Origin of the sequence: Bizionia paragorgiae (genome assembly GCF_900107625.1) — a bacterium.
GTDB classification, from domain to species: Bacteria; Bacteroidota; Bacteroidia; order Flavobacteriales; family Flavobacteriaceae; genus Bizionia; species Bizionia paragorgiae.
The window spans coordinates 168,009-190,315 of the sequence record NZ_FNQK01000004.1; the positions used below are offsets into that span (position 1 = coordinate 168,009).

Genomic DNA, 22,307 nt, shown 5'->3' on the forward strand with positions numbered 1-22,307 from the left:
CTAAATTATTAATAGCAAAAAAAACACCTACTACAAGTACACAACACTTGCAGTAGGTGTTTTTATTTATAAGGGGTTCACGACTTAACGTCGCAGCATTTTATTAATTAAATTGGTGATGTCTGACGATAAATTAAATCGATACACCATTCCGCCATAAAATACACTTAATAGCAAGGACTTTAAAGCAATATTAAGAATGGGATGAAAAGGGAATTCCCAAAAATAAAAACACAGCCCAGAAACACTAATTAGAAGTAAAGTCTTTAGGGTGTTAGTTGTAAACGGTTGCATATTAAACTTAAAATATACAAACACCAGTTTAATAGTGTTGTACAAGAAAATGGTAATACAACTTGCATAAGCCGCCCCGTTAATTCCGAAACTAGGAATAAACAAAGCATTTAAAACGACAGTTGAAACCGCTAATAACACCCCTAACAACAAAACAATCCGGTAATAATCACTATTAAATAAAATGGCGTTATTATTCCCCAAAGCATTATCGTACAACTTGGCTAAACCAATTACAAAAACGATAAGCAGACCGTTTGTATAATCGTCCGACATTAAAGCATATAGCTGATTTATATTTAATAAAATGATAAGAAAAATAAAACCGCTAATTATAAACAAGCTTAACGAACTCTTTTCATATAGCGTTTTAAGTTCTGCTTTATTGTTTTCGTTTAGTAGTTTTGCTGTAAGCGGATAGGTAATTTGATGCATTGAACGAAGAGGCACACCAATAACCGTGGCAATATAGATGGCCACACCGTAAAAGGCTACATTCTCGATTGCTACATATTTACCAATCATAAATTTATCAATTTCCAAAATGATATTAGCTACCGATCCAGCAATGATAATTAAGGTCGTATATTTTAATATTCGCGAACTGCCTTTAAATTGCACATGTTTTAAAGAGGGAAAGCGCAAACTGAAGGCATAGAGTTTCATGATTAGCATACGTACGACATAAACCCCCACAATAGCTTGAATTAATTGCTGAGTGTTCATATACCCAAAATACACAAGAAGCAATAAAACAGCGGTGCAAACGCGATGAAAGACCTCTTTCATAAAGTTCCCAAAGACACTTTGAAGCTGCACTTTGCTCCAGGCGTAAAAAACTTCAAAATAAGCAAAAGCAATCGCCGTAATTACAATGTACCATGTGTAATCTCCAATAATAGGATTTTCTTTGGATAACCAAGAGCTTATGGTATCGAATGCTATAAAACTAATGCCAATGGCAGGAAGAATAACCACAAAAGGCAATAGCAACATAAGGGTTAAAAACCCATTTTGCGATTGTCGTGTTTTAAAAGAAGAGTAAAATTTTACAACGGTATTGTGAACCCCAAAAGCCATTAGCGGCATCATAATATTCGCCGTCGATAAAATAAAGGTGATCACGCCAAAATAAACAGGCTCTATAAACTTAGTGAATAAAAAGAGCACATTAATGGCCCCTATTCCAAATCCCAAATAGGTGATAACCGTATTTTTTATAGATTGATTAACGACTATTCCCATGCTATAAGATGCGCTAAAGATTGGGTTAAATGCCTTCTACTGTATTTTTGTAATCCAATAGCATTAGATTTTAAACTCCCTTTTTTATAGACCTCATAATACGCTTTTAGTGTCGCCTTTAAAGCATCGTAAGCGTCGTAATTAAAATAGTGTCCCGTATTAGTTTCTTTTAAAATAACTTCAACATCACTATCGGTAGGTCCGATTGCAACAATAGGACATTCGGAAACCATATATTCAAATAACTTTCCAGGTATTATAGCCTTAGTATCCTCAGAATCAATTTCCACCAATAACAACAACTGAGTTTCTCTTTGAAACTTAATCGCTTCTAAATGAGAAACATAGCCTACATTATCTAAACAATCACTTAGATTGTGATTTCGTATAGAATCCAACACAGAATCGCTCACCGCTCCGACTAATTTTAATTCAAAGTCAGATTTAAAGCTGGGGTCTTCCCGTCTTAAATCTTCGAGGACTTTCCATAAAATTTCAGGATTTCGTTCTGATAAAAACGAGCCTATATGAGACAAGGTGAACTTTGAATCCTTAACAATAGCGGGGGTTTTAACAACATCATAACCATTAGTTATGACAGTTATTGGTTGTTTTGTTAGCTGCTGAAATTCTTTTTTAGTCACCTGACTCGTTACTATAATTTTATCGGCGGTATTTAACACCTTTCTCTCTAAATTTTTATGTTTTTTCTGAGAAGAATTCGTTAGTTTTAATTTTTTATGATAGCCTATCGACGTCCATGGATCTCGAAAATCGGCTACCCATCTTACGCCTAAAGCTTCTGTTAGCTGAAGTCCTATTAAATGCAAACTATGCGGCGGCCCTGTAGTAATTATAGTATCAATATTATAATCGGAGATATAGGTCGACAAATAATTTACTGAAGGTTTTACCCACCCCTTTCTCGCATCAGGAATAAAGAAGTTGCCACGAATAAACAGCATCAACTTCTCTAAAACACCTTGCTTTTTTTCTTCAGGAATAATCCCTTTACTTATTGTTTTTGATTTTTTAGATACTAAACCAGCATACTTATAAGGCTCACTTATAGGTTGTTTAAGTACGGTTACTTGATCGGATACTTCATCTATTAAACTAGAGTCAATAATGGGGTAATTAGGATTTGACGGACAATAAACAATAGGTTCTATATTGAACTCCGGTAAGTATTTTACAAACTTTAACCAGCGCTGAACACCTGGACCTCCTGCAGGTGGCCAGTAATAGGTGATAATAAGTACCTTTTTATTCACTTAATTTTTTTCTGTTTTTAACACTGAAAAACACACCCGCTAGAATTAATAACATCATGATAATTGATGATGCTAAAGCAATACGACTCCCCGTTTGCACCACCTTAGGCTCAAACTTGAATTCGATAATATGTCTTCCTTTTGGTGTTTTCAATCCACGTAAGGTATAATTAACTTTATGAATAGGCTGAATTTCTCCATCTATATAAGCATTCCACCCCTCTTTATAATACATTTCGGAAAATACAGCAAACCCCTCTTTAAGGTTCTTGGATTCGTATGTAATAACGTTGGGCTTGTAATCTACCACAGAGATTGTAGCTAAAGAATCTACGGTAAACGTACCAGCTATAGCCTGCTCTGTAGTCACAGCCTTGTTTTTATTATCTAAATCTTTTAACGCCATAATCTCTTCGTCTGGAGAGGCTACAGCGGCAACTTGCTTTACAAACCACGCATTCCCATTCGCATCTTCATTAGGGTAAACAGCCTTTCCTTCTTGTTCGTCCGGCACTATAATATACTTTGTATTTAGCATATTAAGTACATTGATATTATTCTGTGAAATATAAAAATCAAACAGCTCGTTATAACGCTTCAATTTTGCTGCGTGATATCCTGTTAAGGAATTATGGAAAAATGATGCTCTAGCCCCTCCTGAAGTCAAATCGAAGACTCTGTAATGTGACTTATCTTTTAAGATTTCCATATCCACCTGAGTTGCCTGATACGGTTGTTCGACTTTGCTTGCAGACACAAAATTATCTGTGTTTACATAGCGTCGGTCCACCCCTACCAAATCAAAAACTATTAAAGCAGCGAATAGCAATATAACCTTAGTCTCGTTTAATTTGTTCTTTAAGAAAAAATAAATAGTTCCCGCAGAAAGTAGCACTAAAATTAAAGTTCTTAGCGTATCGCTGGTAAACAATGCTTTCCTATCGTCGACCAAAGCACGAGCGAAATCTAAACCGTAATTTTCACGGTATAACTGGTCACGTAAGCCTATAAAATCGAAAAATACCGATTTAAACACTAAAAACAGCAGAGCTATTCCTGCGGTAATACCCACCGAATATTTAAGCGCTTTTAACTTTTCTTCATCACTATTAAACCTATCAAACAATTTCACTAGACCAAATATCCCTAATACCGGAATACACAATTCTAAAATAACTTGAATTGAGCTTACGGCTCTAAACTTGTTATATAACGGCACATAATCGATAAAGAAATCGGTTAAAAACCCTAGGTTCTTTCCGTAAGAAAGTAGTAACGATAGTACCGTCCCTCCTACAAGCCACCATTTTAATCGCCCTTTTACCAAAAACAAAGCAAATACAAACAAAAAAATCACAACCGCTCCCACATAAGCTGGAGCTTCTACTATAGGCTGATCTCCCCAATACATCGGAGCGCGTTTCACCTCTTCTTTTGCTTGCAACGGACTCGCACCTAACTGCAAATAGGCTTGATATAAATTGGAATCCTTACCAACATCCTCACCCATTCCACCGCCCATAAAGCGCGGGATAAACAAATTAAAGGTCTCTAATTTCCCATAACTGTATTCTGTAATGTAATCTCTTGACAAGCCAGAAGAGGCTGCTTCTTTTTTCGACCCGTCAGGGTTTATACTGAGTTCACTAGGTCCACGCGTACTTTCCTTTACATATTCTTGAGTCGCCAAAATACCTGTAGCATTTAATCCGACAGCAATAATAACAGCAACTATTAAAAGTCCTACCGATTTAAAATAATGCGGTAACAGCTTTTTGCGGTAAGCATCTACTAAGTAAGCGATTCCTAAAACAACCACTAAAAGCATCAGATAGTAGGTCATTTGATAATGATTTGACACCAGTTCTAAACCTAAAGCCAAGGCTGTAATAATAAATCCGAGAATATATTTTCGTCTAAACGTGAGAATGATTCCACTTAAAACCAAAGGAAAATAAGCGATAGCATGTGCTTTCGAATTGTGCCCAACCCCAATTATAATTATCAAATATGTGGAAAACCCAAAAGCCAAGGCACCAAGTGCGGCTAATTTAAAATCTACTTTTAAGCTGAGTAAGAGGGTATAAAACCCAATAAAATACAGAAAAAGATAATCGGCAGGACGCGGTAAAAAACGAAGCGCCAGATCCAGTTGCTTAATATAGTTATGCGGGTATTTTGCTCCCAATTGATAGGTTGGCATCCCTGCAAATCCGCTATTCGTCCAATAGGTTTCTTCTCCGGTTTCCGCTTTGAAGGTTTTGTGCTGCTTAGCCATACCTTCATAATGAACAATATCACTTTGTAATATTTGTTTCCCTTGTAAAACGGGACTAAAATAGGCTAATGATAAAATAATAAACCCTACAAACACGAGTACATGCGGCAGGATTTTTTTAAAAGAAACTTGCATAAAATGGTTTAAAACTATGAGCTTGAAAAATACTCATATTTTTTGAGATTATTCAAATTTGAAATTGAAAATAGTTTTAAAATATAAAATAACTAAACTTAGAGACGGCAGGCTAGTCGACTTCTTCAAAATCAACATACTCCCCAACGTTTTTATTGGATGTTGATTTGTTAGGCATTTTATCGATCGATATTTCACCCACTTTTTCTTTAGGCTGCTGTTTCTGCTGCTTAGAAAAATCATTAAACTGAGCACCGAATTTTTCTTGCATTTTTTTAGAAAAATAGCGCAGTATTAATGGGGCAAATAATCGAGATAATATTTTAAACCCGTAATAAAATAAAAGAATAAAAAGAATAGTTTTTAAAACCCCCATAGTATAGATACGTGATATCGTAATTTTATTATTTACAAAAATACAATACTCTTGGAGTAATTTCAGAATTAATTCCTTAAAAAAAATATAAAATCTCTATATTTGGAGCTAAACCCGATACCTATGTTATTCAAGAAATTTTATGTGCTTGCTCTGCTATCGATGGCAAGCTATACCTTAAATGCGCAATACACAGAAGTTATAAATTCTAATCGCCCAGGTGTTTCTAGATCGGCTTTTTCTGTAGGTACTAACGTCTTACAATTAGAAGTTGGCCCTTATATGGTTAAAGAAAAACACACGCCTTTAAAATATGAGGTTTCTGGGTTTGGTGTTGATTTTGCTACGCGATACGGCATGCTTTTACCACAATTAGAAATTAATATCGAAGGTACTTACCAAAGTGATACTTTTACCGATAACCGCTCTACTGTTGGCTTAGATACCGATCGCTCAAATTTTAAAAATATTGTTTTTGGAGCCAAGTACTTGGTTTATGACCCTTTAAAGAATGCTGAAGAAGAAAAACCTAATATTTTTAGTTACCATGCGAATCGTAAATTTAAATGGAGTTCATTAATTCCAGCTGTCGCTTTATACGCAGGTGTTAATTTAGACGGAAAAGACAATCCGTATACAGCACCGGGCATCGAAGGCTTTAGTCCGAAAGTTATGATTGCCACGCAAAATAATTTCGCTAGCGGTTGGGTATTGGTATTAAACTTCTCTAAAGACCGTATAGGAACAGAGTACTCCGATTTTCAATATATTGCCACGGTAACTAAATCGGTAGCCGATCAATGGGTGTTATTTGGAGAAACTCAAGGTATCCATAGCGATTTTTACGCCGATAACTTATTTCGATTTGGAGGCGCTTATTTATGGGGAAAAAATTTCCAATTGGATACTGCTGTAACTTTTAACACCAAGGACACACCTTCGGTTTTTAGTGTTAATTTCGGAGCCTCCTACCGATTTGATTTTCATAAGGATCCTGTAGACAATGGTACATCGGCAGAAGATGAAGCAGAACGAAAAGCCAACAAGAAAAGACAAAAAGACAATAAAAAAGCTAATCGCTCTTCACAAAAAAGAGAAAAAGAAACTAAAGTTATTGATTTCGACGATAACTAACCGCGACTATATTATATGATTACAATAAAAAAAATCGACTCTAAGAAAGGTTTAAAGGCATTTGTCAAGTTTCCTTTTTCAATTTATAAAGATTCAAAATATTGGGTCCCCCCAATTATATCACAAGAACTCCAAACGTTTGACAAGAAGAAGAATCCGATTTTTCAAGATGCTGACGCGACCTTCTTTTTAGCGTATAAAAACGGAGAAGTTGTAGGGCGTATAGCAGCTATTACCAATTGGCTGGAAATAAATAAAATGAACCAACCTAAAATGCGTTTTGGATGGTTTGATTTTATTGATGACTTAGAAGTTTCTAAAGCCCTGATTAATGAAGTCAAAAAAATAGGGATTCAAAACAAATTAGACTATATGGAAGGCCCGGTAGGGTTTTCTAATTTAGATAAGGTGGGGGTTGTAACTTATGGTTACGATGTGGTTGCTAGTATGATTACCTGGTACAACCACCCCTATTATGTTAAGCATTATGAAGCCTTAGGCTTTGCTGTCGAAAAATCATACTCAGAAAGCACGTTTCCTTTTAAAAATGTACACCCTGACTTCTTTTATAAGGCTCAAGAACTGATTAAAAAACGTTATAAATTACGTGCATTAAAGTTTACGAAAACAGAAGAAGTCATGCCTTATGCAGACAAAATGTTTGATTTATTCAATTCTTCTTATGCACAATTATCCTCTTTTGTAGAGATTAGCGATATCCAAAAAGAATTCTTTAAGAAGAAATTTATCAGCTTTATCAACCCGGAGTACATCAAGTTTATTGTCGATGAAAATGATAAAATGGTCGCTTTCGCTATAGTTTTACCTCGTTTTGCAAAAACGCTTCAGGATATTAAAGGCAAACTATTCCCATTTGGCTTTTTAAAATTATTAAAGGCTAAAAAAGAAAGTAAAGAAGTGCTATTCTATTTAATAGGTGTAGAACCGGAATATCAAAATAAAGGAGTACACGCTGTTATTTTTAATGAATACTACAACACATTTAAAGAAAAAGGCATAGAAACTTGCTATAGAACTCCAGAGCTTGATGACAATGAAGCCATTCAGAAAATATGGAAACATTTCGACCCTAAGGTGGTTGTAAAACGCAGTACATTTAGAAAAGATTTGTAACCACACATTACACTTTATATCATAAAAAAATCCGATTCTAAAAAGAATCGGATTTTTTATATAATTGAATCGTCTGTTTACTCTCCCATTGCTTTCATTAAAGCGGCAGACATACGTTTATACGTTCCATTAACCAAACGGTCTCTAATCGCATCGAAGGCATCTAATGTTTCTTCAACATCTTTTAGTGTATGTGTTGCTGTAGGTATCATTCTTAATAAGATCATTCCTTTAGGAATAACTGGATACACTACAATAGAACAGAAAATACCGTAATTCTCTCTTAAATCTCTTACTAAAGCCATAGCTTCCGGAATACTTCCTTCCAAATATACTGGTGTTACACAACTTTTTGTAGTACCAATATCGAAACCTCTTGCTTTTAAACCTGATTGTAACGCGTTAACAATCGTCCACAGATTCTGTTTTAGTTCAGGCATTGTTCTTAACATATCTAAACGCTTTAATGCACCAACAACAAGTTGCATTTGTAGCGATTTAGCAAACATTTGAGAACGTAAGTTATATTTTAAATAATCGATTATTTCTTGATCAGCGGCAATAAAAGCACCTGTACTTGCCATAGATTTTGCAAAGGTTGCAAAGTACACATCGATCTCGTCTTGAACACCTTGCTCCTCTCCGGCTCCAGCTCCTGTTTTACCTAGAGTACCAAATCCGTGCGCATCATCAACAAATAATCTAAAACTAAATTTTTTCTTTAATTCAACGATTTCTTTTAAACGTCCCTGCTCTCCACGCATTCCAAAAACACCTTCGGTAATCACTAAGATACCTCCACCTGTTTGCTCAGCCATTTTAGTAGCACGCTCTAAGTTTTTTTCTAAACTATCAATATCGTTATGCTTATAAGTAAAACGTTTACCCATATGCAAACGCACACCGTCAATTATACACGCATGAGAATCGACATCATATACAATAATATCATCTTTAGCTACAAGAGCGTCGATAGTAGACACCATACCTTGATACCCAAAGTTTAATAGGTAAGCGGCTTCTTTATTTACAAATGCTGCAAGTTCATTTTGTAATTGCTCATGAAGATCTGTATGCCCAGACATCATTCTAGCACCCATTGGGTACGCCGAACCATAATCTGCAGCTGCTTGCGCATCTACCTTTCTTACTTCTGGATGATTAGCTAACCCCAAGTAATCATTTATACTCCAAGTAATCACATCTTTTCCTTGAAATTTCATCCTGTTAGAAATCTGTCCTTCTAATTTTGGAAAAACAAAATATCCTTCAGCTTGTGCGGCCCATTTCCCTAACGGTCCTTTGTCTTTGTATATTTTTGCGAATAAATCTTTCATTAAGGTATAATCTTAGTTTAGGTAATGCAAAATTAGGCATTTCTACCTTTTTTGCATAATCTTTTTACATTCTATTATTAACAACACAATAAGCTGACTAATTTAATACCTAGTCAGCTTATCATTTTGTATTATGTTTTAATTATTTAACGTATTGTATACTTTGTGCGGCCTCTTCATTCTGACTGTCGAAAAACCCCTGTTCATTCATCCATTTATCACTATATACTTTACTCATATAACGCGAACCATGATCGGGGAATATTACAACAACGACATCGCTATCTTTAAATTCACCTGCTTCATTAAGCTGTTTTACTGCTTGCATTGCTGCTCCAGAAGTATAGCCTACAAAAAGCCCTTCTGTTTTTGCAATCTCACGAGCTGTGTGCGCACTAGCCTCATCTGTAACTTTAACAAAAGAGTCAATAAGATCAAAATCGGTTGCTGTAGGAATTAAATTTTTACCTAAACCTTCAATACGGTAAGGGTAAATTTCATTTTCGTCAAACTCTCGTGTTTCGTGGTATTTTTTTAATACTGAACCATAAGCATCAACCCCAATTACTTTTACATTAGGATTTTGTTCTTTTAAATACTTTGCCGTTCCAGAAATTGTTCCTCCTGTTCCACTACAAGCTACTAAATACTAAATGAGTGATTTTACCATTCGTTTGCTCCCAGATTTCCGGACCAGTAGATTGGTAGTGTGCATCACCATTTAAGGTATTAAAATACTGATTAATATATACCGAACCTTCTATTTCTTCGTGTAAACGCTGAGCAACTTTGTAATATGACCTCGGGTCATCGGCAGCTACATTTGCTGGGCAAACATAAACTTTAGCTCCCATGGTTTTAAGCATGTCGATTTTGTCTGGAGACGATTTAGAGCTGACTGCTAAAATACAATCATAGCCTTTTAATACACTTACCATTGCGATACTAAATCCTGTATTTCCAGATGTCGTTTCTATAATGGTATCACCAGGTTTTAAAATCCCTCGCTTTTCTGCTTGCTCAATAATATGTAAAGCAATTCTATCCTTAGCAGAGTGCCCCGGATTAAACGCTTCAACTTTAGCTAAAAAGCTACCTTTACAATCAGAAGTTATTTTTTTTAGTTTAATCAAAGGTGTATTCCCAATAAGGTCCAACACATTGTCATAAACATTTTTATTGTAGTCCATAAATAAATTTTACCAGTTACTTTCAGTTAGATAAACGCAACTTAAACCCCGCAAAAATAAGCATTTTTTTTTTAATGGCTAATTCCTTCAAGATCTAATAAAAAAGCATACTCCAAAGCGACCTCTTTTAAACTCTCAAAACGCCCTGATGCTCCCCCGTGACCGGCATCCATATCAATATGGAAAAGCAATTTATTGCTATCCGTTTTTAACTCTCTTAATTTTGCTACCCATTTTGCTGGCTCCCAATATTGCACCTGTGAATCGTGCAATCCTGTTGTGACCAACATATTAGGATAGGCTTTTGCCTCTACATTATCATATGGAGAATACGATTTAATATAATCGTAATACGCTTTGTCATTGGGATTCCCCCATTCGTCATACTCGCCTGTCGTTAAAGGAATTTCGTCGTCTAACATCGTAGTCACAACATCTACGAAAGGCACTGCTGCAATTACCCCATTATACAATTCTGGTTTACTATTAATTATCGCTCCCATTAGTAAGCCACCAGCGCTGCCTCCCATAGCATACAAATGCTCGGGAGAAGTGTATTTTTCTTCAATTAAATACTCTGAACAATCTATAAAATCGGTAAACGTATTTTTCTTAGTCAGTAACTTTCCATCTTCATACCAATTTCTCCCTAAGTATTCTCCTCCTCTAATATGAGCTATCACATAAATAAACCCGCGATCTAATAAGCTTAATCGGATAGTAGAAAAGTAAGGGTCTATAGTAGAACCGTACGAGCCATAGGCATATTGCAACAAGGGATTGCTACCATCTAAAACCAAGCCTTTTTTATACACTATAGACATCGGTATTTTCACGCCATCTCTAGCTGTTGCCCATACCCGTTTAGATTCGTAATTATTTTTATCGAAGCTATCCCCTAGCACCTCTTGTTCTTTTTGAACAATTTCTTGACGTGTTAAAAAATTATAGTCAATAACAGAATTGGGATGCGTTAACGAATTGTAGCTGTATCGCAAAAACGTATTATCAAAATCCGGGTTATTGCCAATGCTTGCCGTATACGTTTCGTTGTTAAAAGGCAAATAATAATCCTCTTCCCCATTCCAACTTATAATACGAATTTGATTTAAACCATTTTCGCGTTCATTGACCACAAGGTGACTTCTAAATATCTCAATATCTTCTAACAACATATGATCGCGATGTGGCAATACATCTTCCCAATGTTCTTGAGACGTCTGCGTTTCTAATGTTTTTTGCAATTTAAAGTTGGTGGCATTATCCTTATTCGTAAGAATATAAAAACTGTCATTATAATGTGCGATAGAATACTCTAACTCACGTTCTCGCTCAGAAAATATTTTAAAATCTTCATCTGGAGTATCCGCATTTAAAATTCTATATTCTGAAGTCAGCGTACTTGAAGATCCAATAATTAAATACTTCTTAGATTTAGACTTGTAAATAAACGTGTTAAATGTATCGTCTTCTTCCTTATATATTAAGGTGTCTAGTGATGCATCGGTATACAGTTTATGCTTATAAATGGTATCCGAACGCAAAGTAACTTCATCTTTTTTACTGTAAAACAAGGTTTTATTATCATTAGCCCAAGTAGAGCTACCGGTTGTGTTTTCTATTTTATCAGAAAACACTTCTCCCGTAACCAAGTTTTTAATTTGTAAGGTATATTGCCTTCTACTTACCGTATCTACCGAAAAGCTTGCCATGGTATTATCGGGACTTATAGAAATCCCTCCTAATTTAAAGTAAGCGAATCCTTTAGCCATTTCATTACAATCAAAAAGAATTTCATCGTCAGCATCTAAATTCTCCTTTTTACGCAAATAAACAGGGTAATCTTTCCCCTTTTCGTAACGTGTTATATACCAATAGCCGTTAAACTTGTAGGGCACTGATGTATCATCTTCTTTAATACGCGCTTTCATCTCTTCAAACAAATCAGTTTGAAACGCCTCGGTATGTTTTAAAACAGCTTTTGTATATGCGTTTTCATCTTCTAAATACTTTATAACCGCTGGATCTTCACGATCATTTAACCAAAAATAATTATCTATTCTAACATCGTCATGTATCTCTAGTGACTTTGGAATTTTATTGGCAATTGGTGGTTGCAATGTTGCTATTTTAGTGCTCATAAATTTATAATTCAGTGGCTGCAAAAATAAAACTTCTTAACAAGAATAACAGTTCATTTCCGATATATCTCTAGTTTCTATTTTAATACAATTGTATTTTTTATTTTTGCTTTCTAATAACTTTAAAATCTAAAATTATGTTTGGTGATATTATGGGAATGATGGGTAAATTAAAAGAAACCCAACAAAAAGTTGAAGAAACAAAAACACGTTTAAATACGGTGTTAGTAGACGAACAGAGTAGCGACGGTTTATTAAAAGTAACGCTTACGGCAAACCGAACAATAAAGTCAATTACTGTCGATGATGCCCTACTTGAAGATAAAGAGCAATTAGAAGACTACTTAGTGCTGACATTAAACAAAGCTATAGAAAAAGCCAGTGCTATAAATGAAGCTGAGCTTGCTGCTGTAGCCAAAGATGGTATGCCAAATATACCGGGAATGGACGGACTTTTTAAATAAAATTAAGCACAACTCCATTTGGAAAAATAATAAAAAAGGAAGTCGTACGACTTCCTTTTTTAATGTGCAAAATTTAGAAAACGCTTTTATAAACGCTTTAGAAGGTCTAAAAAATAAGCGTGTTGCTCATGAGTATAATCTAAATGGGTAACCATTCGCAATTTCCCCTTACCCATAGCGCTTATTCGAATCGTATGCTTGTTTAACGCTTGCATAAACTTCTGCTCCTCGATTTCATTTTCCAAACTAAAAATCACAATATTAGTTTCTACCTGCTCTACGTGACTAACTGCAGACATGCCTCTTAAAACGGCTGCTATTTCTTTTGCCTTTTTATGATCTTCGAGTAAGCGTTCTATATTATTATCTAAAGCATATAACCCAGCAGCAGCCAAATACCCTATTTGTCGCATTCCGCCACCAAGAATTTTTCTGATTCTAATGGCATTTTCCATTAATGCTTCATCTCCCACCAACACCGAACCAACGGGGCATCCTAATCCTTTGCTAAAACACACCGATATGGTATCAAAAACACCACCGTAATCCGATGCCGTTTCCTTGGTTTCTGCTAAAGCATTCCATAGCCGTGCACCATCTAAATGCAATCCTAAATTATGCGTATTACAAACCTCTCGTATGTTACGTATCTCATTAAAATCCCAACACGCCCCACCACCTTTGTTAGTCGTATTTTCTATAGCCACCAGTCGGGTTAACGGACTGTGGTAAAAATCTGGTGGGTTAATAGCGTCTTCCACCTGTTGCGCCGTAAACATCCCGCGGTGACCGTCTAACAAGTTGCAAGACACACCGCTATTAAACGAAGCGCCACCACCTTCATAATTATAAATGTGTGCATATTTATCGCAAATAACCTGATCGCCAGGGTTAGTATGTAATTTTATAGCTGTTTGATTCGCCATCGTACCACTAGGAAAAAAAACGGCTTTTGACTTACCAAATAGGGCCGCCACTCTAGATTCCAATGCATTAACGGTTTCGTCTTCGGCATAAACATCGTCGCCTACTTGAGCCTGCATCATAGCTTCTAACATCGCTTTCGACGGCTTAGTAACGGTATCACTTCTTAAATCTATAATCATTATTAAATATTTAGAGTATAAAATTATAAAATAACTGGGTAAATATTTTAGGTTAAGACTTATAATTCTAATTTTGTTTAAAACAAAAACACCATGATTACATCAGATCAAATTAAAGATCTTTCAAACCGCCTTACCGCGCTAAGGCAATATCTTTGACATAGATGCCAAACTAATTGAGATTAACAACGAGGAAGAGCAAACATTCGACCCTGATTTTTGGAACGACTCCAAGGCTGCTGAAATTATTATGAAATCTCTTCGAACCAAAAAACAATGGGTTCAAGATTATAATACGTCTAAAAGCTTAGTCGAAGACCTAGAAGTGCTTTACGATTTTTACAAAGAAGATGAAGCGACTTTAAAGGAGGTAGAAGATAAATTCGAGCAAGCCCAAACCGTAATCGAAGATTTAGAGTTTAAAAATATGCTTTCTGAAGAAGGCGATAGTTTAAGTGCTGTGCTTCAAATTACCGCCGGTGCCGGTGGTACCGAAAGCTGTGATTGGGCACAAATGCTTATGCGTATGTACTTAATGTACGCCGAGAAAAACGGTTTTAAAGTAAAAGAGTTAAACTTTCAAGAAGGTGATGTTGCCGGTATAAAAACGGTGACTCTAGAGATTGAAGGTGATTATGCTTTTGGCTGGTTAAAAGGAGAAAATGGCGTACACCGTTTGGTTCGTATTTCACCTTTTGATAGTAACGCAAAACGCCATACGAGTTTCGCTTCAGTTTATGTCTACCCTTTAGTAGATGATACCATAGAAATTGAAATCAATCCTGCCGATATTGAAATCACCACCGCCCGCTCAAGTGGTGCTGGAGGACAAAACGTTAATAAGGTAGAAACTAAAGTACAGCTTACCCATAAACCCTCAGGGATTATGATTTCATGTAGTGAAACGCGTTCACAACACGATAACAGGTCTCGGGCGCTTCAAATGTTAAAATCGCAACTTTATGAAATAGAGCTTCAAAAACAACTGGCTCAACGTGATGATATTGAAGCCGGAAAAATGAAAATCGAATGGGGAAGCCAAATTAGAAACTATGTTATGCATCCTTATAAATTAGTAAAAGATGTAAGAACAGCACACGAAACAGGAAATGTAGATGCAGTTATGGACGGAGAGATTACTCCCTTTCTAAAAGCTTATCTCATGATGATGGGACAGCAAGAGTCAGAAACTAACAACTTGTAAGAAGTCAAACTATAATTATAAAAACGATGATAAAAATATACCATAATCCTAGATGTAGTAAGTCTAGACAAGGCGTAGAACTATTAGAGCAATCTGGAAAAGATTTTGAAATTATAAAATATTTAGACACGGTTCCTACCGAGAGTGAACTAAAGTCAATTATTGATTTATTAAACATTTCACCACTAGAGCTTGTCAGAAAAAACGAAGCGGCTTGGAAAGAAAACTTTAAAGGTAAGACCTTAACGGATAGTGAAATAATCACTGCTATGGTTACACATCCTAAACTTATAGAACGTCCTATTGTAATAAACGGTAAAAAGGCGGTTATAGGAAGACCTCCAAGTGATATCGGTACAATTATATAAGTTAAAAAAAGCTGTAAAACCCAAGGTGTTTTACAGCTTTTTTCTTTTAACAAACTTTTAACCAAACACGATTAAACCAACCACTACTTTTGTTGTCCAATGGACTAAACCTATTAAAAACGAAACAAAAGTAATGCAGAAATTTATTTTATCCTTTATTTTTATTGCCCTCGTTGCAACAACGAGTTGGGCACAAAAATCAAGTAAGAACGAAGTTATTGTCTCAGGTAAAATTCTTGATAAAGACACAAAAACACCTTTAGAATACGCTACTGTAGTATTAAGAAGCAACATTCCTGGTAAACTTGCTACTGGTGGAATCACCAACGAAAATGGAGAGTTTAGTTTCCCAGCAGAAACAGGAAGTTACACCATTTCTTTTGAGTATATCGGGTTTAAGACAAAAACTGAAATAGAACAAAACATTACTAAAGACATTAATTTAGGAATCACCTATTTATCTGAAGATGCACAGGCATTGGACGAGGTTGAAATTATTGCTGAAAAAACAACAGTAGAAATAAAACTTGACAAAAAGATTTATAACGTAGGTAAAGATTTAACTGTGCGTGGTGGTACTGTTAGTGATGTACTAGATAACGTCCCTTCAGTTTCTGTAGATGTTGAAGGTAATGTTGCCTTAAGAGGAAACGAAAACGTACGTATCCTTATTAATGGAAAGCCTTCAGGCTTAGTAGGATTAAACTCTTCGGAAGCCTTACGTCAATTACCTGCAGAGTCTATTGAACGCGTTGAAGTAATTACATCACCATCGGCACGTTACGATGCAGAAGGAACTGGGGGAATCTTAAACATTATATTAAGACGTAGTAAATTACAAGGGTTAAACGGTGCTATTACAGCAAATGCAGGATACTCACCGGCAGCGGGAATTTCTGGAAATATAAACTACAGAACAGGTAATGTAAACATATTTAATACTACTGGATACAGTTACCGTGAAGTCCCAGGACAATCGTCAACGTCTAACCGTTATTACAATCAAGACTTTGATGATAATGGTATTTTAATTGCCGATAATCCAGATACCTTTTTAGATGAAACGAGCGAATACGACCGTGTTCGTAAAGGCTTTAACACCAACTTTGGAGTAGAATGGTATATTGATGATTCAGCTTCATTAACAACATCTGTTTTTTATAGAGATAGTGACAATGAAAGCAATACTACAAATATCGTAGAGCGTTTTGACTCGAATCGTCATTTACTATCTACAAACTTACGTTTAGATCCAGAGTTAGAAGACGACAAAACCATTCAATATTCTTTAAACTTTGACAAGCAATTTGATCAAAGCGGTCATAAATTAACTTTCGATTTTCAATATGAGGATTCTCAAGAGAATGAAAACTCTTTAGTTAATAGCAATGGTATTATTTCTGAGCGCGTGGATAATATAGAAGATCAACAACGCATCCTATTACAATCGGATTATGTATTACCAATTGGAGAGAAATCTCAATTCGAATTAGGATACCGCGGTAACTTTAATAACACAACAACAGACTATACAGTAGCGTTATTAGATAGTGATACTAACCTATTTGTAAATAGCACGGACTTAACAAACGTGTTTAAATACAGAGAATATTTAACGGCTGTTTACTCACAATTTGGTAGTAAAATTGGTAAATTCTCTTATTTATTAGGTTTACGTTTAGAGAACACACAGATTACTTTAGACCAACCAACAAGTGGCGATTTCAGCAAGAAAAATTATACTGGCTTATTCCCTACTGTTAACTTAAGCTATGAGTTAAATGAAAAAGAAAATGTAACTTTAGCCTATAACAGACGATTAAGAAGACCGCGTTCATTTTTCTTAAACCCATTCCCTTCGCGTTCAAGTCTAACTAATGTATTTCAAGGTAATCCTGATTTAGATCCAAGTTATTCTGGTCAATTTGATTTAGGATATGTAAATCGATTTGGAAAATTCACATTCGACACTTCTGTTTATTTTGCTCATGCAACCGATGTCTTTAACTTTGTAAGTTACGATTCTGGTAAAACGGTTTTAATTGATGGTGAACATGTAGCTGTTATTAATCGTGGTCCTATTAACTTATCTACAGAAGATCGTATAGGTTTTGAATTTACTCTAGGATATCGCGCATCGAAAAAATGGAATATCAATGGTAACTTTAACTTTTTCCAAAATGAAACAGAAGGTGTTACGCCAAACGGATTGGATTTAGGAAATAAAAGTACAAGCTGGTTTGCACGAATTAATAATAAATACACGCTACCTGCAGGAATTGATTCACAAGTGCAATTATTTTATAGAGGCCCTAGTGAAGACGCTCAAAATAAAAGAGAAGGTTCATTTGCAACTAATTTAGCGTTCAGTAAGGACTTATTTAATGAAAGAGCTTCATTAGCATTTAATGTGAGTGATTTATTTAACAGTAGAAAACGAGTTCAATCTACAAGTACACCAACATTCTATGCGGATAGTGAATTCCAATGGAGAGAGCGTAGTTTTAACTTATCGTTTACCTACCGATTTAATCAGCAGAAAAACAGACAACAACGTCAAAGAAACTCTGATGGTGGAGAAGAATTTGAAGGGTAGTCAACACACCAAAAAAGAGACTGTACTACATATAGTATAGATTCTTAACTATAAAAATTAAAGCCTGAACACAAATTAGTGTTCAGGCTTTTTTATTTCCATAGGGTATAAAAGCTTATTTAGGCCGCTCCCCTTTTTCTGAAATCATCTTTATTTACATTCTTAAAGTGGATGAAAATGCTCCGTAAAGAATAGTCCTAGTCTTTAATGCAATTACTAAAGCTTACTTATCTTGTAATGCACGCGAACACGTCATACCTGTAATGGCTAATGTCAATTAAGGTCTGTATAAGGCATAAAAAAAAGGGAAACTATTACGTTTCCCTTTTTTTTATATAATCTTTTAACTAAGCGTTATCTTGCTTCGCTTTCTTTTCCTCTCTAATTTCTTTTAAACGTTCCATAATACTTCCACCAATCCAATAAGGAATAACAAAAGTCATTAAAAATACCATTAACCAAAACCCTATGGTTAAAATAGTTAAGAATGCTAAAAAGCCTAAATATTGGTCAAATTCGAACATAATTGATTGTGTCTTGTTTTATATATAACGCAAAGATAGGATAATCTACTTTTTTAAACAATACAAAGTTAATAATTATTAACAGGATTTGTTTATAACTCAAATTTAGCCGCCCTAAAACGACACAGAATTCAAAAGTAACACTCTACCTCATTATTAGATTTCTAATATTTAATCACCTCGAGATTCGTTATTACCAAGTTAAGTATAAAAAGCCTTTCCTTTGGGGCAAAAAATCAGTGAATAGTGTTAAATATTCTATGTTTCTAAATAATAAATGCACTTTAAATTGTAAATTTGTGGGACTAAAACAAACCACAACTTATGGAATTTAGAATAGAAAAAGACACAATGGGCGACGTAAAAGTGCCTGCAGATAAACTTTGGGGCGCACAAACAGAACGCTCTAGAAATAACTTTAAAATTGGTCCAGCAGCCTCTATGCCTTTAGAAGTTGTTTACGGTTTTGCTTACTTAAAAAAAGCAGCCGCATACACCAACTGCGAACTTGGCGTTTTATCTACTGAAAAAAGAGATTTAATTGCTGCTGTTTGTGATGAAATCTTAGATGGTAAACACGATGATCAATTCCCTTTAGTTATTTGGCAAACCGGTTCAGGTACTCAGAGTAACATGAACGTAAACGAGGTTATAGCCAATAGAGCGCACCAGTTAGCGGGAAAGGTAATTGGCGAAGGAGAAAAAACAATTCAGCCAAACGACGATGTTAACAAATCGCAATCGTCTAACGATACATTCCCTACAGGAATGCATATTGCCGCTTATAAAAAAGTTGTTGAAACAACAATTCCTGGTGTTATAAAATTAAGAAATACGCTTAACGATAAAGCTATCGCCTTTAAAGAGGTTGTTAAAATTGGTAGAACACACCTTATGGACGCTACACCTTTAACACTTGGTCAGGAATTTTCTGGTTATGTAGCACAATTAGACTACGGCTTAAAAGCTTTAGAAAACACCTTACCTCACCTTAGTGAAGTTGCTCTTGGTGGTACTGCTGTAGGTACAGGATTAAATACCCCTAAAGGCTATGACGTGTTGGTTGCTAAATACATTTCTGAATTTACAGGCAAGCCGTTCGTTACTGCTCCGAATAAATTTGAAGCACTTGCTGCTCACGATGCCATCGTAGAAACTCATGGTGCTTTAAAACAATTAGCTGTTTCATTAAACAAAATTGGTAATGATATTAGAATGATGGCTTCTGGACCACGAAGTGGTATTGGAGAAATCACTATTCCTGCTAACGAACCAGGAAGTTCTATTATGCCAGGAAAAGTAAACCCTACGCAATGTGAAGCCTTAACTATGGTTTGCGCTCAGGTTATGGGTAACGATGTTGCAGTTAGTATTGGTGGTATGCAAGGACATTACGAACTTAATGTATACAAGCCTATGATGGCGGCTAACCTTTTACAGTCGGCTCAACTTATAGGTGATGCATGTATGAGTTTTGAGGCTAATTGTGCTAGCGGAATTGAACCAAATCACGAAGTAATTAAACAACTATTAAACAACTCTTTAATGCTTGTTACTGCTTTAAATACCAAAATCGGATATTATAAAGCTGCAGAAATTGCTAATACAGCACACAAAAATGGTACAACCCTAAAAACTGAAGCTGTTAACCTAGGTTATGTAACGGCCGAAGATTATGACGAATGGGTAAAACCTGAGGATATGGTAGGGTCACTTAAATAACCCCTTCCTATATTGTTAACTCATAAAAGCCAAAATACAAGATTGTATTTTGGCTTTTATGTTTTTCAATTTGCTAGAATAAAAAGATGATTATCGTAATACGACAGCGCTTTTATCTTAAAAAGCTTTTCTAAAAACCCTAACTCCAAACCTCACAAAACTCTTCAATTTGTTTTATATTTGAGCTATGAAAAACGTTTTAAACAACCCACAATACAACATCATTGCGGTAATAATAGTAGAGATAATTACCTGTAGCATCTCCTTTTCGGCGAATTTTAGCGATGGTAGTTTAAAAACTACACTCATTAAATGGACACCAGCATTAATTGGTATATCTACACTAATGATATACCTAGTATCACGGCTTCTTTTTAAGAAACTAAATTGGCTTATCACCCTTTTAGGTATTATTTTAATGTTTTATGCTGCATTTACTATTTATGGCACCGACTTTTCACAAACTATTTAAACCTATTGCAAATTATGTCTACTTTAATAATTAATATAAAAGAACTACTTCAAATTAGAGAACCTAATGTTATAAAGGTCTCTGGTGAAGAAATGAAAACCCTTCCCTCTATTAAAAATGCATATTTACTAATTCAAGATGACACTATTAGTGATTTCGGACCAATGGACCAATGTCCTAGCCTTACAGCCGAAGAAACTATAGATGCAACAGGGAAAATTGTAATGCCTACATGGTGCGATTCGCATACGCATATTGTTTACGCAGGAAATCGCGAACAGGAATTTGTAGATAGAATTAACGGCTTAAGTTACGAAGACATTGCTAATCGCGGTGGTGGTATAGTAAACTCTGCTGCCAAACTACAAAACACTTCCGAAGAAGAGCTGTATAACCAGTCTGTTGCCCGCGTAAAAAGTGTTATAAAACTTGGTACTGGAGCCTTAGAGATTAAATCTGGCTACGGACTAACAACCGAGGCTGAGATGAAAATGCTTCGCGTTATTAAACGTATAAAACAAGAATTTCCAATTGAAGTAAAAGCTACTTTTTTAGGTGCCCATGCCCTACCAAAAGAATACAAAGAAAACAAAGAGGGCTATGTGGATTTAATCATAAACGAGATGCTACCTCAAATTGCTAAAGAAAACTTAGCGAATTATATAGATGTCTTTTGTGAAAAGGGGTATTTCTCTTTAGAAGATACAGAACGCATTATGGAAGCTGGTAAAAAGTACAATTTGCAGTCGAAAATTCATGTGAATCAATTTAATGCCTTTGGAGGTATTGCCTTATCAGTAAAACACAATGCTTTAAGTGTTGATCATTTAGAGGAATTAAATGATGATGATATTCAAGCTTTAAAAGGAAGTTCTACCATGCCAGTTGCCTTACCATCATGCTCTTACTTTTTAAGTATCCCGTACTCTCCTGGTCGTAAAATGATAGACGCAGGATTGCCCTTAGCTTTAGCTTCCGATTATAATCCAGGTTCTACTCCGTCTGGAAACATGAACTTTGTGGTGAGTACCGCCTGTATTAAAATGAGACTTACACCTGAAGAAGCTATTAATGCAGCTACGATTAACGGAGCGTATGCCATGGGTATCTCCAATGCTTACGGAAGTATTACAAAAGGAAAAAAAGCCAATCTTATTATTACAAAACAAGTCCCAAGTTATAACTACTTGCCTTATTCTTTTGGTGAAAACCTTATTGAAAAGGTGCTAATCAACGGTAAAGCGGTAGAATAAAACCGTATGTATTCCGGTTGATATCAAAAAAAGACCTGAAGCGTATTCGCTTCAGGTCTT

General features: G+C 35.4%; 17 protein-coding genes and 1 pseudogene. 9 read left to right on the top strand and 9 right to left on the bottom strand.

What is annotated here, in order from left to right; genetic code table 11:
- Positions 1–84 precede the first annotated feature (84 nt).
- The 4 genes from BLV64_RS04150 to BLV64_RS04165 all read right to left on the bottom strand — a co-directional run bounded on the left by BLV64_RS04150 (position 85) and on the right by BLV64_RS04165 (position 5,602).
- Positions 85–1,539 carry a lipopolysaccharide biosynthesis protein gene (locus tag BLV64_RS04150; protein WP_092132851.1) on the bottom strand — a complete coding sequence of 485 codons (1,455 nt, stop codon included), beginning with the start codon at positions 1,537–1,539 and terminating at the stop codon, positions 85–87.
- Positions 1,530–2,813 carry a glycosyltransferase family 4 protein gene (locus BLV64_RS04155; protein ID WP_092132854.1) on the bottom strand — a complete coding sequence of 428 codons (1,284 nt, stop codon included), beginning with the start codon at positions 2,811–2,813 and terminating at the stop codon, positions 1,530–1,532. Before BLV64_RS04155 ends, BLV64_RS04150 begins: the two co-directional genes overlap by 10 nt.
- Positions 2,806–5,226, bottom strand: coding sequence for a YfhO family protein (locus BLV64_RS04160; protein ID WP_092132857.1), 2,421 nt, complete (start codon positions 5,224–5,226; stop codon positions 2,806–2,808). Before BLV64_RS04160 ends, BLV64_RS04155 begins: the two co-directional genes overlap by 8 nt.
- Positions 5,227–5,338: 112 nt before the next feature.
- Positions 5,339–5,602: a DUF4834 family protein gene (locus BLV64_RS04165; protein ID WP_092132860.1), complete on the bottom strand. Its 264-nt coding sequence runs from the start codon at positions 5,600–5,602 to the stop codon at positions 5,339–5,341.
- 123 nt (positions 5,603–5,725) lie between these two features.
- On the opposite strand from BLV64_RS04165, the gene BLV64_RS04170 reads away from it, so the two are divergent.
- Both BLV64_RS04170 and BLV64_RS04175 read left to right on the top strand, forming a co-directional pair.
- Positions 5,726–6,736 (top strand): transporter, encoded by a 1,011-nt coding sequence (locus BLV64_RS04170; RefSeq protein WP_092132863.1) that lies wholly within the window; start codon positions 5,726–5,728, stop codon positions 6,734–6,736.
- A 15-nt stretch (positions 6,737–6,751) separates the two neighbouring features.
- A complete protein-coding gene (locus BLV64_RS04175; protein WP_092132866.1) occupies positions 6,752–7,870 on the top strand; it encodes a GTP cyclohydrolase in 1,119 nt (372 codons plus the stop codon).
- Positions 7,871–7,947: 77 nt separating this feature from the next.
- On the opposite strand, the gene BLV64_RS04180 is transcribed toward BLV64_RS04175, so the two are convergent.
- The 3 genes and pseudogenes from BLV64_RS04180 to BLV64_RS04190 form a co-directional block, all read right to left on the bottom strand.
- Complete coding sequence (locus tag BLV64_RS04180; RefSeq protein ID WP_092132869.1) at positions 7,948–9,207, bottom strand: cysteate-C-fatty acyltransferase; 1,260 nt, start codon at positions 9,205–9,207, stop codon at positions 7,948–7,950.
- A gap of 142 nt (positions 9,208–9,349) precedes the next feature.
- A pseudogene (locus BLV64_RS04185) lies at positions 9,350–10,397 on the bottom strand (PLP-dependent cysteine synthase family protein).
- 71 nt (positions 10,398–10,468) lie between these two features.
- Positions 10,469–12,538, bottom strand: a complete 2,070-nt coding sequence (locus tag BLV64_RS04190; protein WP_092132872.1) for a S9 family peptidase — start codon at positions 12,536–12,538, stop codon at positions 10,469–10,471.
- Positions 12,539–12,675: 137 nt separating this feature from the next.
- Here BLV64_RS04190 and BLV64_RS04195 point away from each other — a divergent pair, with 137 nt between their 5' ends.
- Positions 12,676–13,002: a YbaB/EbfC family nucleoid-associated protein gene (locus BLV64_RS04195; protein ID WP_092132874.1), complete on the top strand. Its 327-nt coding sequence runs from the start codon at positions 12,676–12,678 to the stop codon at positions 13,000–13,002.
- Between the two features lie 86 nt (positions 13,003–13,088).
- Here BLV64_RS04195 and BLV64_RS04200 read toward each other — a convergent pair whose 3' ends face one another.
- Positions 13,089–14,108: a threonine aldolase family protein gene (locus BLV64_RS04200; RefSeq protein ID WP_092132877.1), complete on the bottom strand. Its 1,020-nt coding sequence runs from the start codon at positions 14,106–14,108 to the stop codon at positions 13,089–13,091.
- Between the two features lie 93 nt (positions 14,109–14,201).
- Between BLV64_RS04200 and prfB the strand changes: the two genes are divergently transcribed.
- From prfB to BLV64_RS04215, 3 genes are all read left to right on the top strand, one after another.
- Positions 14,202–15,312 (top strand): peptide chain release factor 2 gene (prfB, locus tag BLV64_RS04205; RefSeq protein WP_143034126.1). Its coding sequence is split into 2 segments (ribosomal slippage): positions 14,202–14,264 and positions 14,266–15,312, totalling 1,110 coding nucleotides; the frame shifts between segments, so codons are not numbered across the junction.
- Positions 15,313–15,338: 26 nt separating this feature from the next.
- Positions 15,339–15,680, top strand: a complete 342-nt coding sequence (gene arsC, locus BLV64_RS04210; RefSeq protein ID WP_092132882.1) for an arsenate reductase (glutaredoxin) — start codon at positions 15,339–15,341, stop codon at positions 15,678–15,680.
- 133 nt (positions 15,681–15,813) lie between these two features.
- Positions 15,814–18,276, top strand: coding sequence for a TonB-dependent receptor (locus BLV64_RS04215; protein WP_092132884.1), 2,463 nt, complete (start codon positions 15,814–15,816; stop codon positions 18,274–18,276).
- A gap of 347 nt (positions 18,277–18,623) precedes the next feature.
- Here BLV64_RS04215 and BLV64_RS14525 read toward each other — a convergent pair whose 3' ends face one another.
- Positions 18,624–18,800 (bottom strand): hypothetical protein, encoded by a 177-nt coding sequence (locus tag BLV64_RS14525; protein WP_177165292.1) that lies wholly within the window; start codon positions 18,798–18,800, stop codon positions 18,624–18,626.
- Positions 18,801–19,124: 324 nt separating this feature from the next.
- Here BLV64_RS14525 and fumC point away from each other — a divergent pair, with 324 nt between their 5' ends.
- From fumC to hutI, 3 genes are all read left to right on the top strand, one after another.
- Entirely contained in the window at positions 19,125–20,522 is a 1,398-nt protein-coding gene (gene fumC / locus BLV64_RS04220; RefSeq protein WP_092132886.1) for a class II fumarate hydratase, read from the top strand.
- Between the two features lie 187 nt (positions 20,523–20,709).
- A complete protein-coding gene (locus tag BLV64_RS04225) occupies positions 20,710–20,994 on the top strand; it encodes a hypothetical protein (protein WP_092132888.1) in 285 nt (94 codons plus the stop codon).
- 14 nt (positions 20,995–21,008) lie between these two features.
- Complete coding sequence (gene hutI / locus BLV64_RS04230; RefSeq protein WP_092132891.1) at positions 21,009–22,247, top strand: imidazolonepropionase; 1,239 nt, start codon at positions 21,009–21,011, stop codon at positions 22,245–22,247.
- The last annotated feature ends 60 nt before the right edge of the window (positions 22,248–22,307 follow it).

What these genes read in the sequence shown, in the direction of transcription:
- BLV64_RS04200 (WP_092132877.1), bottom strand. Translation starts at nt 14,108, where the DNA reads ATGATTATAGATTTAAGAAGTGATACCGTTACTAAGCCGTCGAAAGCG.
- BLV64_RS04150 (WP_092132851.1), bottom strand. Translation starts at nt 1,539, where the DNA reads ATGGGAATAGTCGTTAATCAATCTATAAAAAATACGGTTATCACCTAT.
- BLV64_RS04165 (WP_092132860.1), bottom strand. Translation starts at nt 5,602, where the DNA reads ATGGGGGTTTTAAAAACTATTCTTTTTATTCTTTTATTTTATTACGGG.
- hutI (WP_092132891.1), top strand. Translation starts at nt 21,009, where the DNA reads ATGTCTACTTTAATAATTAATATAAAAGAACTACTTCAAATTAGAGAA.
- BLV64_RS04190 (WP_092132872.1), bottom strand. Translation starts at nt 12,538, where the DNA reads ATGAGCACTAAAATAGCAACATTGCAACCACCAATTGCCAATAAAATT.
- BLV64_RS04170 (WP_092132863.1), top strand. Translation starts at nt 5,726, where the DNA reads ATGTTATTCAAGAAATTTTATGTGCTTGCTCTGCTATCGATGGCAAGC.
- BLV64_RS04180 (WP_092132869.1), bottom strand. Translation starts at nt 9,207, where the DNA reads ATGAAAGATTTATTCGCAAAAATATACAAAGACAAAGGACCGTTAGGG.
- arsC (WP_092132882.1), top strand. Translation starts at nt 15,339, where the DNA reads ATGATAAAAATATACCATAATCCTAGATGTAGTAAGTCTAGACAAGGC.
- BLV64_RS04160 (WP_092132857.1), bottom strand. Translation starts at nt 5,226, where the DNA reads ATGCAAGTTTCTTTTAAAAAAATCCTGCCGCATGTACTCGTGTTTGTA.
- BLV64_RS04215 (WP_092132884.1), top strand. Translation starts at nt 15,814, where the DNA reads ATGCAGAAATTTATTTTATCCTTTATTTTTATTGCCCTCGTTGCAACA.
- BLV64_RS04225 (WP_092132888.1), top strand. Translation starts at nt 20,710, where the DNA reads ATGAAAAACGTTTTAAACAACCCACAATACAACATCATTGCGGTAATA.
- BLV64_RS04195 (WP_092132874.1), top strand. Translation starts at nt 12,676, where the DNA reads ATGTTTGGTGATATTATGGGAATGATGGGTAAATTAAAAGAAACCCAA.
- fumC (WP_092132886.1), top strand. Translation starts at nt 19,125, where the DNA reads ATGGAATTTAGAATAGAAAAAGACACAATGGGCGACGTAAAAGTGCCT.
- BLV64_RS04175 (WP_092132866.1), top strand. Translation starts at nt 6,752, where the DNA reads ATGATTACAATAAAAAAAATCGACTCTAAGAAAGGTTTAAAGGCATTT.
- BLV64_RS14525 (WP_177165292.1), bottom strand. Translation starts at nt 18,800, where the DNA reads ATGTTCGAATTTGACCAATATTTAGGCTTTTTAGCATTCTTAACTATT.